The 11,804-nt window shown below is 73.6% G+C and carries 10 protein-coding genes; 6 read left to right on the forward strand and 4 right to left on the reverse strand.

All coding sequences use genetic code 11. The features are described 5' to 3' along the window. The first annotated feature begins 42 nt into the window (after nucleotides 1-42). Both AC1WTP_RS07710 and AC1WTP_RS07715 read left to right on the forward strand, forming a co-directional pair. The gene (locus AC1WTP_RS07710) at nucleotides 43-1,452 is read left to right on the forward strand and encodes an MDR family MFS transporter (RefSeq protein ID WP_481648525.1); all 1,410 of its coding nucleotides are present in this window, start codon (nucleotides 43-45) and stop codon (nucleotides 1,450-1,452) included. Nucleotides 1,453-1,535: 83 nt separating this feature from the next. Then, on the forward strand, nucleotides 1,536-2,807 hold the full coding sequence (locus AC1WTP_RS07715; protein ID WP_481648526.1) for an MFS transporter: 1,272 nt from the start codon (nucleotides 1,536-1,538) through the stop codon (nucleotides 2,805-2,807). Nucleotides 2,808-3,201: 394 nt separating this feature from the next. Here AC1WTP_RS07715 and AC1WTP_RS07720 read toward each other — a convergent pair whose 3' ends face one another. The 3 genes from AC1WTP_RS07720 to mshA form a co-directional block, all read right to left on the reverse strand. Further along, nucleotides 3,202-4,047 (reverse strand): hypothetical protein, encoded by an 846-nt coding sequence (locus AC1WTP_RS07720; RefSeq protein ID WP_481648650.1) that lies wholly within the window; start codon nucleotides 4,045-4,047, stop codon nucleotides 3,202-3,204. 290 nt (nucleotides 4,048-4,337) lie between these two features. Further along, nucleotides 4,338-4,928: a type III secretion system chaperone family protein gene (locus AC1WTP_RS07725; protein ID WP_481648527.1), complete on the reverse strand. Its 591-nt coding sequence runs from the start codon at nucleotides 4,926-4,928 to the stop codon at nucleotides 4,338-4,340. A gap of 59 nt (nucleotides 4,929-4,987) precedes the next feature. Beyond that, nucleotides 4,988-6,352, reverse strand: coding sequence for a D-inositol-3-phosphate glycosyltransferase (gene mshA / locus AC1WTP_RS07730; RefSeq protein WP_481648528.1), 1,365 nt, complete (start codon nucleotides 6,350-6,352; stop codon nucleotides 4,988-4,990). A 192-nt stretch (nucleotides 6,353-6,544) separates the two neighbouring features. On the opposite strand from mshA, the gene AC1WTP_RS07735 reads away from it, so the two are divergent. Together AC1WTP_RS07735 and AC1WTP_RS07740 are read left to right on the forward strand one after the other, a co-directional pair. Next, nucleotides 6,545-7,309 carry an SDR family NAD(P)-dependent oxidoreductase gene (locus tag AC1WTP_RS07735; RefSeq protein ID WP_481648529.1) on the forward strand — a complete coding sequence of 255 codons (765 nt, stop codon included), beginning with the start codon at nucleotides 6,545-6,547 and terminating at the stop codon, nucleotides 7,307-7,309. A 22-nt stretch (nucleotides 7,310-7,331) separates the two neighbouring features. Then, the gene (locus tag AC1WTP_RS07740; RefSeq protein ID WP_481648530.1) at nucleotides 7,332-8,120 is read left to right on the forward strand and encodes a class I SAM-dependent methyltransferase; all 789 of its coding nucleotides are present in this window, start codon (nucleotides 7,332-7,334) and stop codon (nucleotides 8,118-8,120) included. A gap of 118 nt (nucleotides 8,121-8,238) precedes the next feature. On the opposite strand, the gene AC1WTP_RS07745 is transcribed toward AC1WTP_RS07740, so the two are convergent. Then, complete coding sequence (locus AC1WTP_RS07745) at nucleotides 8,239-9,330, reverse strand: UDP-N-acetylmuramate dehydrogenase (protein WP_481648531.1); 1,092 nt, start codon at nucleotides 9,328-9,330, stop codon at nucleotides 8,239-8,241. 70 nt (nucleotides 9,331-9,400) lie between these two features. On the opposite strand from AC1WTP_RS07745, the gene AC1WTP_RS07750 reads away from it, so the two are divergent. Further along, nucleotides 9,401-10,162 carry a maleylpyruvate isomerase family mycothiol-dependent enzyme gene (locus tag AC1WTP_RS07750; RefSeq protein WP_481648532.1) on the forward strand — a complete coding sequence of 254 codons (762 nt, stop codon included), beginning with the start codon at nucleotides 9,401-9,403 and terminating at the stop codon, nucleotides 10,160-10,162. A 270-nt stretch (nucleotides 10,163-10,432) separates the two neighbouring features. Next, nucleotides 10,433-11,737: an ABC transporter substrate-binding protein gene (locus AC1WTP_RS07755; RefSeq protein ID WP_481648533.1), complete on the forward strand. Its 1,305-nt coding sequence runs from the start codon at nucleotides 10,433-10,435 to the stop codon at nucleotides 11,735-11,737. Nucleotides 11,738-11,804 lie beyond the last annotated feature (67 nt).

The following is an 11,804-nucleotide window of genomic DNA, read 5'->3' on the forward strand; positions in this document are numbered from 1 at the left end:
GCGCTTGCGATAGATCGGTCATTACCAAAGCGGGGGCGGCAGATGCGGACGGTGCGCGGCTGGTTGCGGGATACGACGGGCGGGCTGCCAGCCCGGTTCTGGTACCTCTGGACCGGCACCCTGATCAACCGGCTCGGCTCGTTCGTACTGGTGTTCCTGGCCATCTACCTCACCCAGGAGCGCGGCTTCTCCGCCTCGCAGGCCGGGCTGGTGATCGGGCTCTGGGGCGTCGGCGGCGCGGTCGGCACCACCGTCGGCGGCACGCTGACCGACCGCTGGGGACGCCGGCCCACGCTGCTCACCGCGCACCTGGGCGCGGCCACCATGATGCTCGGCCTCGGCTTCGCCCGGGACCTGTGGGCGGTGGCGCTGGGCGCGTTGCTGCTCGGCACGTTCGCCGAGGCGGCCCGGCCGGCGTTCGGCGCGATGATGATCGACGTGGTGCCGGCGAAGGACCGGCTGCGCGCCTTCTCGCTGAACTACTGGGCGATCAACCTCGGCTTCGCCTGCGCGGCGGTGCTCGCCGGCCTCGCCGCCCAGGCCGGCTACCTGCTGCTCTTCGTGGTCGACGCGGTCACCACGGTGGTCACCGCGCTGATCATCTTCAGCAAGGTCGGGGAGACCCGGACCGCGGTCACCGCGCCGCCGGCACCGGCCCGGGACGGCGCGCCGGCCGGGGCGCTGCGCACCATCCTGGCCGACCGGGTCTACCTCGGCTTCGTGGCGTTGAACCTGCTCGCCGCGCTGGTCTTCCTCCAGCACATCTCGATGCTGCCGATCGCGATGGGCGACTCGGGCCTGACCCCCGCCACGTACGGCTCGGTGATCGCGCTCAACGGCGTGCTGATCGTGGTGGGACAACTCTTCGTGCCCCGGCTGATCCGGGGCCGGAGCCGGTCGCACGTGCTCGCCCTGGCCTCGGTGGTGATGGGCGTCGGCTTCGGGCTGACCGCGTTCGCGGACGCCGCCTGGTTCTACGGGCTCACCGTGCTGATCTGGACGCTCGGCGAGATGCTCAACTCGCCGTCCAACGCCACGCTGATCGCCGAACTCTCCCCCGCCGAGTTGCGCGGCCGCTACCAGGGCGTCTTTTCGCTCTCCTGGCAGGTGGCCGGCGCGGTGGCCCCGATCCTCGGCGGCCTGGTGCGGGAGCAGGCCGGCGACGGCGCCCTCTGGCTCGGTTGCGCGGCGATCGGCGGGGTGACGGCGGTGGCGCACCTGGTCTCCGGGCCGGCCCGGGAGCGGCGGGCGGTCGCGCTGCGGGCGGCCACCGAGCCGGTCGTGCCGGTGACCGCGATCCGGTCGCCGGCACCCGAGGCGGCCGAGGCGGCGGCCACCGCACCCGCGGAGCCGGTCCTGCCGGCCGGCCCGGCCGAGGCGAACGGTTCGGCGCGGCCGGTGACGGGCGGCCCGGACCGGGCCCGCCCGACCGAGTCGGCCGGAACGCGGTGAACCAGCCACACGTGGCGCCCGCCGGGTCGGGATTATTACGGTCGGAACGGAACTGTTAGTTGACTGAACTGTTCGGAGGACGCGTGCGGTCACTGCGGCGCTGGCTGGACGACACCGCCGGCGGGCTGCCTGCCACGTTCTGGTACCTCTGGACCGGGCTCCTGATCAACCGGGCCGGCGCCTTCGCGATGCTCTTCCTGCCGCTCTACCTGACCGCCGCGCGCGGCGCGAGCGAGGCGGTGGCCGGCGTGGTGGTCGGCGCGTACGGGGCCGGCGGGGCGGCCGGCGTGCTGCTCGGCGGGGTGCTCGCCGACCGGTGGGGCCGCCGGTCCACGCTGCTCGCGGCGCACCTGGTCACCGCCGGGCTGATGGTCGCGCTGGCGTTCAGCCACCACCTGGCGGTGATCGCGGCGCTCGCCGCGCTGGTCGGCGTGGTCCACTCGATGCCCAGCCCGGCGTTCGTCGCGGCGATCGTCGACGTGGTGCCCGAGCAACGCCGGTCGCGCGCCTTCAACCTCCAGTTCTGGGCGTTCAACCTGGGCATGGCGGTGGCGTCGCTGCTGGCCGGCGTCCTCGCCGAGGCGAGTTTCGTCGCCCTGTTCCTGGTCGACGCGGCGGCCACCCTGCTCGCCGCGGCGGTGATCGCCTGGAAGGTGCCGGAGACCCTCCCCGCCGGCGCCCGCCGCGCCCTCTCCAGGGGCGGGGTGCCGGGGCGGGACCGGCGGTCCCGCCGGCCGGGGTTGCACACGGCGCTGACCGACCGGATCTTCCTGGTCTTCGTCGGCCTGACCTTCGTGCTGGCCGTGCTGACCCTGCAGACCTCGACGATCATGCCGCTGGCCATGCGGGCGGACGGTCTGCGCCCGTCCGCGTACGGCGCGGTGGTGGCGCTCGGCGGCGTGCTGATCGTGCTCGGCCAACTCTTCGTGCCCCGGCTGATCGAGCGGCACCGCAAGGATCGCGTGCTGGCCGTCTCCACCGGGCTGCTCGCGCTCGGCTTCGGCGCCCTCGCGTTCGCCGACGAACTGGCGGTCTACCTGGGCGCCGCCGTGGTCTGGACGGTGGGCTCGATGCTCGCCGCGCCGCCGAACGCCCAGATCAACGCCGACCTCGCCCCGCCGGAGCTGCGGGCCCGCTACCAGTCGGTCTTCTACCTGGCGTTCCCGGCGGCGTCGTTCGTGGCGCCCACCCTCGGCGGGGCGAGCCTGCAGTACCTCGGCGAGCGGCACTGGCTGGTCGTCGGAGGGCTGGGCCTGCTGGCCGCCGTCGGGCACCTCTGGGCCGGCCCGCCCCGGGAACGGCGGGTCGCCGCCCTGCGACGGGCCACGGCCGAGCCGGCGCTCACCGGCCGCTGACAGCCGGACAGTCACTCCCGTACGACGCAAAGCGCCCGCCACGACCGGAGTCGTGACGGGCACCCGCACCGTATGACCGGCGGCGGCGGGCGGCACTCACCCCCGTAAGCGTCGCCCGCTCGCGCCGCCGGTCCAAACGAGTGGACACCGTCCCCCAACGGTGTTGACCCACTCGTCCCCTGCGCCTCGCTCGGTGCACGGATCTGATCGATCCGCCGCTCCCCCGAACGTTTCCGAGCGTGGCGCGGTGCAATAAAGTTAGTTCGCCCGGTTTACGGATTCAACCCGCTCCGGCTGTCTCGCCGGTCACACGCGGATCGCCGTGGCCGATACTTCGGGCCTCGTCCTGGCCAACAGCGGATACCCGCCGACGATTCCCGCAAACACCCCGGATTCACGCGTCCTCCCGGTCCGGCGACTCGGTACGGAAGAAGTTGCTCTGCCGGCCGTCGCGCAGCTGCTCCTGGTAGATCAGGTTGAGCTTGCGCAGGTCGAAGGTGTGGAACCAGTCGTCCCAGGTGATCTCCCGGATCCGGCTGCTCTCCCGGTAGCCCGGGATGTTGAAGGTCAGCACCCCGGCCCGGCCCTCCCGCTCGGTGCCGGCGATGGTGGCCGGCTTCGCGCCGCGTTCCCGGGCCCAGCGCTGGATCACCTCGTGGTTCGTGGTGACCAGGCTCCGCCCCGGGCGCTCCGGGCGGTCGGTGAGCGACGAGATGACCTGTGACGAGCTGACCGACCGGGAACTGGTCCGCCCGGTCCGGACGGCCCCGCCCTGGGCGGCCTTGGCGGGTGTCCGCTTCGCCGCGGCCGTGGTGGTCTTCCCGGCCACGGGCGCCTTCTTCGCGGGCGCGGTCGTCCGCCGGGCCGCCGCGGTCTTCTTCGCCGCAGGCGCCTTCTTCGCCGCGGGCGCCTTCTTGGCCGGCGCCTTCTTCGCGGGCGCCTTCTTCGCCGCCGCCGTCGTCCGCCGCGCCGCCGCGGTCTTCTTCGCCGCGGGCGCCTTCTTGGCCGGCGCCTTCTTCGCGGGCGCCTTCTTGGCCGGCGCCTTCTTCGCCGCCGCCTTCTTCACCGCGGCCTTCCTGGCCGGGGCGGTCTTGTTCGCCGGCGCGGCCTTGGCGCGGGCCGGTGCCGCCTTGCCCGCGGCCTTCTTCGTGGCCGCCGGGCGGCCCGCCGCCGCCTTCGTGCCCGTGGCACGGCCCGCCGGCCCGGTGCTCCGCCGACCCGCGCCCCCTGCCGATCGCAGGGTCCGGACCAGCGTCTTCACCAGTTCCGGCTTGCGCAGTGCGGAGATCCCGGACACCCCGTGCCGGCGCAGCTGACCGCGGATGTCGTCGACCCGCATCCGGGAGATCTCCGACTCGGAGATCGTCGGGGTGTTCGGGGTCTGGTTGCCCGCCTGCCGTTTGGTCCTGGTCGCAGTCCCGCCGCGACCTGAGCTGTTCCGCTGAGCCATGGGACGCTCACGCTCCTCGACAGTCCGTCCTCGGCGCGCGGCGGGTCCCAAGTGCCGCACCGCGCGGTGCGGCATACCCGTCAGGACCGGTCCGAACCTCCATCGGCCGCACCGGTGCTCCGCGCGCCGGAAGCGGCGTTCCCGGAACCGCCCGGCGCCCCCTCGCCCGAGGCGCCGCCGGACGGCTCGAAGAGGTGGGCGAACGCCGCCAGGTTGGCGGTGGACTCGCCCCGCTTGACCCGCCACTCCCACTCCCGGCGGATCGAGCTGCCGAAGCCGATCTCCAGCATCGTGTCGAACGACTCGTCGGCGTACGTGAGCACCGCGCCGAGCAACCGGTCGAGCTCGTCCGCGTCGACCCCGGCCGGGTTCACCCGACCGGTCAGGTAGACGTCGCCGACCGCGTCGACGGAGAACGAGACGCCGTACATTCGGGCGTTGCGCTGCAACAGCCAGGCCCACAGCTCCTCGCGCCGCTCGTCCGGCTGGCGCATCACGAACGCCTCGATGCGCAGCGCGTGCTCGCCGACGATCAGGTTGCAGACGGTCTTGAGCTTGTGGGTGCCGGGCAGGGTGACCGCGTACGACCCCGGGCCGGTCGGCTCCCAAACCAGTTCCCGCTCGTCGCAGACCGACTCGATCAGGGCCGCAAGATCGCTCTTCCCGCTCACCGGAACCACTCTACGACCGCCCCGGCCGACGCATTGGACGGGCGGGACGGCCGCGGGCGTCACCAGGAACAGGTGAGCGCCGGGTCGCCGGCCAGCTCGGCGACGAGCCGGGCCCGGTGCGCGGAGATCGCCTCGCCGTAGACGTCGAGCAACCCGGACACGGTGCGGTGCCAGGAGAAGTTGCGGGCGTGCCGCTCGGCGCCACGGGACAGCTCGGCCCGGCCCGGCCGGTCCGGCAGCAGCCGGCCCAGCGCCGCGGCCCAGTCAGCCGGGTCGTGGCCGTCGATCAGCACCCCGCTGACCCGGTCCCGCACCGCGGTGACCAGGCCACCGACGGCGGCCGCCACCACGGGCGTGCCGCAGGCCTGGGCCTCCAGGGCGACCAGGCCGAAGGACTCGTTGTACGACGGCACCGCGACCAGGTCCGCGGCCCGGTACAGGGCGGGCAGGTCGTCGCCCGTCTGCGGGGGCAGGAAGCACACCCGGTCGGCGATGCCGAGCGAGCCGGCCAGTTCGATCAGCGCGGTCGGCCGGTCGAGGCCGCTGCCGCTCGGGCCGCCGCAGACCACCACGGTCAGCTCCGCGGCCAGTTCCGGGTCGCGGTCGCGCAGCGCGGCGGCCGCCCGGACCAGCACGTCGGGCGCCTTGAGCGGTTGGATGCGGCCGACGAAGGCCACCACGTACCCCGTGGTGGGCAGGCCGAGCCGGCGGCGGGCGGCGACGGTGGCCGTGTGCCGGTCACCCCGGGCCGGCCGGAACCGCGCGAGGTCAACGCCGGGCTCGACCACGGCGACCCGGGCCGGGTCGGCCTCGTACCGGTCGATCAGGTCCCGGGCCTCGACCCCGGTGTTGGCGACCAGCCGGTCGGCCTCGGCGACCACCTGCTCCTCACCGATCACCCGGGCCTTCGGCTCCGGCCGGTCACCGGTCGCCAGCTGGGCGTTCTTGACCTTCGCCAGGGTGTGCGCGGTGTGCACCAGCGGCACCCCCCAGCGCTCCTTGGCCAGCCAGCCAACCTGCCCGGAGAGCCAGTAGTGGGAGTGGATGAGGTCGTACCAGCCCGGCGGGCGGGCGGCCTCGGCGCGGAGCACGCCGGCGCTGAAGGCGCAGAGCTGCCCGGGCAGTTCCTCCTTGGTGAGCCCTTCCAGCGGGCCGGAGATGATGTGCCGGACGTGCACCCCCGGGGCCATCTCCACCACGGGTGGCAGGTCGCCCGAGGTGGCCCGGGTGAAGATCTCCACCTCGACGTCCGCCTCGGCGAGCCGGCGCGCCACCTCGAGGATGTAGACGTTCATCCCGCCGGCGTCGCCGGTGCCGGGCTGGTGCAGGGGTGAGGTGTGCACCGAGAGCGTCGCGATCCGCCGGGGCCGGGGCCACGGCCGGGCACCTCGCTGCCGACCGACACCGGTGTGCATTTCCGCCACGTCCGCTCCCTCTGCCACGGTTGATGCCGTCCCGCACGCCCGGCGCTTTTCGGACAACGTCCTCGCCGAATGTCATCTTCCCCATCGGAGGTGGGTAATGCCCCGGGACGGCCGCCGGGCGTGACGGACCTCATCACGGCACGGCCCGCGCCCGCGGTGGAGCGCATCTCGGGCCGGGAGCACAATGGCCGGATGAGTCCAGTCGCCATCGTCACCGGGGCGTCCAGCGGGATCGGTGCGGCCACCGCCCGCCGGCTCGCCGCCGAGGGTTTCCACGTGCTCGCCGCCGCCCGGCGTACCGACCGGCTGGCCGGCCTGGTCGACGAGATCGCCGGGGCCGGCGGCACCGCCACCGCGGTGAGCTGCGACGTCACCTCGGACGAGTCGGTGGCCCTGCTCGCCGGGGCGGCGGCCGACGCGCCGGGACCGGTCACCCTGCTGGTGAACAACGCCGGCGGCGCGCGGGGCCTGGACCCGGTGGAGTCCGGCTCGGTCGGCGACTGGCAGTGGATGTACGACACCAACGTCCTCGGCACGCTGCGGGTCACCCAGGCGCTGCTGCCCGCGCTCGAGGCGTCCGGAGCCGGCACGATCGTGATCGTCTCGTCCACCGCCGGCTTCACGGTGTACGAGGGCGGGGGCGGCTACACCGCCGCCAAGCACGCGCAGACCGCGATCGCCGGCACGCTGCGGCTGGAACTCTGCGGCCGGCCGGTCCGGGTGATCGAGATCGACCCCGGGATGGTGAAGACCGACGAGTTCGGGCTGGTCCGCTTCGACGGCGACGCCGAGAAGGCGGCCGCGGTCTACGCCGGGGTGCCGGAGCCGCTGGTCGCCGAGGACGTCGCCGACTGCATCGCCTGGTGCGCGACCCGTCCGCACCACGTGAACGTGGACCGGCTGGTCGTCCGCCCGCTGGCGCAGGCCGCCCAGCACAAGGTGCACCGGGTCGGCTGAGTCGGGGCCGGGCGTGGCGGGGATGGGGCGGCGCCGGCCGCTCGGCGTGGTGACCCGGGGGACCACCAACCCCAACCGGCTGCGCCGGGTGGACAACTGGATCGTCGCGACCTGCGGGGACCGGCTGCGGGCCGCAGCCGACCCGCTGGTGGTCGACCTCGGCTACGGCGCCACCCCGGTCACCGCCGTCGAACTGCGTGCCCGGCTCGCCGCCGCGGTCCGCGCCGACGTGCGGGTGGTCGGGCTGGAGATCGATCCGGTACGCGTGGCCGCCGCCGCGCCGGCCGCCGATCCGCCGTGGCTCACCTTCGCCCGCGGCGGCTTCGAACTGGCCGGGCTGCGGCCGGCCCTGGTCCGCGCCTTCAACGTGCTGCGCCAGTACGACGAGAGCGAGGTCGCCGACGCCTGGCGCACGATGACCGGCGGGCTCGTCCCGGGCGGGCTGCTGGTCGAGGGGACCTGCGACGAGTTGGGCCGGCTCGCCGGCTGGGTGCTGCTCGACGCCGACGGGCCGCGCACGCTGACCCTGGCCGCGAAGCTCGGCGCCCTGGGCAGTCCGGCCGAACTGGCCGAGCGGCTGCCCAAGGCGTTGATCCACCGCAACGTGCCCGGCGAGCCGGTGCACGCGCTGCTCCGCGCGCTCGACGACGCCTGGCACGCCGCCGCCGGCTACGCCCCCTTCGGCCCCCGGCAGCGCTGGCTGCGCGCCGTCGAGTCGGTCAAGGCCGCCGGCTGGCCGATCCTCGACCGCCCCCGCCGCTGGCGCCTCGGCGAAGTCACCCTCCCCTGGCCCACCATCGCCCCCACCTAACCCCCCTTACTCCGCCGATCTTGCACTTTCGGCGCGCGGATCGCACCGTTCGCCGGTCATGCCGGGGCAGGAACCGCAGGATCGCGGAGCAAGCCTCGGGGCGGGGAGGGGAAGGGGGTCAGATGGTGCAGTTGATGAGGACGGGTTCGGGGTGGAGGGTGACGCCGAACCGGTGGTGGACGCCGTCGCGGATCTCCCGGGCCAGCTCCACCAGCGCGGACGTGCTGGCGTTGCCGCCGCGGTTGGTCAGCGCGAGGGTGTGCTTGCTGGAGATGGCGACCCCCTCCGGGCCGGAGTGGCCCTTGCCGAAGCCGGCCTTGTCGATCAGCCAGGCGGCGCTGACCTTGACCACGTCACCCGCGCCCGGCCAGGCCGGCGGCTCGCCGATGTCGGCCGCGCGCTCGCGCAGCAGCTCGTACGCCGACCGGTCCAGCACCGGGTTGGTGAAGAACGAGCCGACCGAGCGGGTGTCGGGGTCGGCGGCGTCGAGCACCATGCCCTTGCCGGCGCGCAGCCGCAGCACGGTGGCCCGGGCGTCGGCCAGCGGCACCCGGTCACCCACCTCGACGCCGAGCGCCCGGGCCAGCTCGGCGTAGCGCACCGGCCCGGAGAGCGGCGAGCGGGCGAGCCGGAAGTCGACGGCGAGCACCACCCAGCGGTCGCTGTACTTGAAGATGCTGGACCGGTAGGCGAAGCCGCAGTCGGCGGCGGCGATCCGCCCGGTGATGCCCTCCACCCGGTCGTAGACCTGGACGGCGGTGATCGTCTCGGCGACCTCCTGGCCGTACGCGCCGACGTTCTGGATCGGGGTGGCGCCGGTCGAACCGGGCACGCCGGAGAGGCACTCCAGACCGGACCAACCGTTGGCCACCGTGGCGGCGACCAGGTCGTCCCAGGGTTCGCCGGCCTCCACCCGTACGGTGACCGCGTCGTCGTCCTCGGTGAGCACCCGCAGGCCGCGCGAGCGGACCAGCACCACCGTGCCGGGGAAACCGGCGTCACCGATCACCACGTTGCTACCCCCGGCGAGGATGAGCACCTGCTCGTCCCGTCCCTGCGCCTCGCGGACACTTCGTACGATTTCCTCGGCGTTGGTGGCGGTCACGATCCGTCCGGCCGGCCCGCCCAGGCGCAATGTGGTGTATCGCGCCAGATCGCACATGGCGTCGGCTCCGGGTCCGGTTGTCGGCTGGGCGTAGACGTCTGACACGCCTTTCACCCTAGGCTGTGGGGTAGCCGCGGCACCTACTGGTGGCCGGGTCACCCCCGGGAGGATGGCGATGAGCAGGCTGCACGTAACGAAGGACTTCTGGATCGGCGCGCTGCGAGCGGAAGGGCCGGCGTTCGCCGCCGCGGTCGCCGAGGCGCCGCCCGAGACCCCGGTGCTCTCCTGTCCCGGCTGGACGGTCGCCGACCTCACCCTGCACCTGGCCGCCTTCTACCGGTGGGTGCACTCGTTCGCCGGGTCCGGGGCCACCGCCGCCCCGCCGAAGCGCCCCGAGCTCGCCGACCTGGCGCCGGGCACCACCCCGCTCCAGGTCTGGCAGCACGACTTCGACCAGCTGATGACCCTCTTCGACGGGCTCGACCCGGAGGCTCCGGCGTGGAACTGGGCGCCGCAGCCGAAGAAGGCCGGGTTCTGGCCGCGCCGGGCGGCGCACGAGACGGCGGTGCACCGCTGGGACGCCCAGCTCGCCATCGCCGCGGGCGAACCGGTCGAGGCGAAGCTCGCGGCCGACGGGGTGAGTGAGGTGCTGGACACCTGGCTGCCGGCCGGCCGGCGGCGGGTGCCGGGCCAGTGGCACGGGGTGGTGCACCTGTCGGCGGTGGACGCCGCCCAGGAGTGGTACCTGCGGCTGCGCGGCGAGGGTGTCGCGCTGCTGGACACCGCCACCATCTTCGGCCACGACGACCACCACGCCCGGGTGCAGGTCAGCGGCACGGCGAGCGACCTGCTGCTGGCGCTGTGGGGCCGGGTCAGCTTCGACACCCTGGACGTCGCGGGCGACCACGCCCTGCTCGACGGCCTCCGCACCGGCTGAGCCCGACCCGCCGGGCCGAGTCCCGGACCAGGTTCCGGAAAGAGTGGCCTCCCGGCAACGGAGGCCACTCTTTCCGTCTGCGGGGGACTCGTCCGCCGGGCGGCGGCGACGAAGGGCGGGCGGGCCGGGCGACCAGCCGCCAGGTAACGGTCTCGACACCTGAGAGAGCGCTCTCTTGACACCGGATCAACGAGACAGCACCCTACGTGAGAGCGCTCTCTCAGATTTCTTCCACCATCACCCGCCCGACCTGAGAGGGGTCCGAGACAGATGGGTGCCTTTCCGCGCCGCCGCCTCGCGGCGGTCGCCCTCGTCGCCGCCAGCGCACTGCTCGTCACCACCGGCTGCGGTGGCGACGACGCCGCCGAGGACGGCACGGTCACGCTGACCGTCGACGTCTTCGGCCAGTTCGGCTACGAGCAGCTCTACCAGGAGTACATGGCCAGCCACCCCGGCGTGAAGATCGTCGAACGGGGCACCGGCGGCAACCTCGACGAGTACTCGCCGAAGCTCACCCAGTGGCTCGCCGCCGGCAAGGGCGCCGGCGACGTCGTGGCCATCGAGGAGGGGCTGCTGGTCGAGTACAAGGCCAACCCCGGCAACTTCGTGAACCTGCTCGACCACGGCGCCGCCGAACTCAAGGGCAACTTCCTGGACTGGAAGTGGAACGCCGGGCTGACCGCCGACGGCAAGCACCTCATCGGCCTCGGCACCGACGTGGGCGGCATGGCGATGTGCTACCGCAAGGACCTGTTCGCCAAGGCGGGCCTGCCCACCGACCGCGAGGCGGTCTCGAAGCTCTGGCCCACCTGGCAGGACTACATCCGGGTCGGCGAGCAGTTCACCGCGAAGCAGACCGGGGCGTCGTTCCTGGACGCGGCCACCAACACCTTCAACACCATCCTGCTGCAGACCGCCGGCAACGCCCAGGGCTACAGCTACTACGACACCTCGGACAACCTGGTCGTCGACAGCAACCCCGCGGTCCGGCAGGCCTGGGACACCACCATGGACATCATCGACTCGGGCCTGTCCGGCAAGTACGGCGCCTGGTCGGAGGAGTGGGTCTCCGCCTTCAAGCAGGCCAAGTTCGCCACCATCGCCTGCCCGGCCTGGATGACCGGGGTCATCGAGGGCAACGCCGGCGCGGACGCGTCCGGCAAGTGGGACATCGCCCAGGTGCCCGGCAACGGCGGCAACTGGGGCGGCTCCTACCTGGCGGTGCCCAAGCAGAGCAAGCACCAGGCCGAGGCGATCGAACTGGCCACGTTCCTCACCAGCGCCAAGGGACAGATCGGCGCGTTCAAGGCCAAGGGGCCGCTGCCGTCGTCGCCGCAGGCCCTCGACGACCCGGCGATCACCGGGGCGACCAACGCGTACTTCTCCGGGGCGCCGGTGGGCCAGATCTTCGCCGCCGGGGCGAAGAACCTGAAGCCGGTCTACATGGGCCCGAAGAACCAGGCGGTCCGGACCGAGGTGGAGAACGCCGTCCGGACCGTCGAGCTGGGCCAGCGCAACCCCGACCAGGGCTGGACCGACGCGGTGACCAACGCGAAGAAGGCCGCCGCCAAGTAACCCCCTCCCGCCCCCGCACCCCGGCTCGGCCGACCCGGGTCGGGCGTCGCGCGCCGCGACGCCCGAC

Source organism: Micromonospora sp. R311 (genome assembly GCF_056780015.1).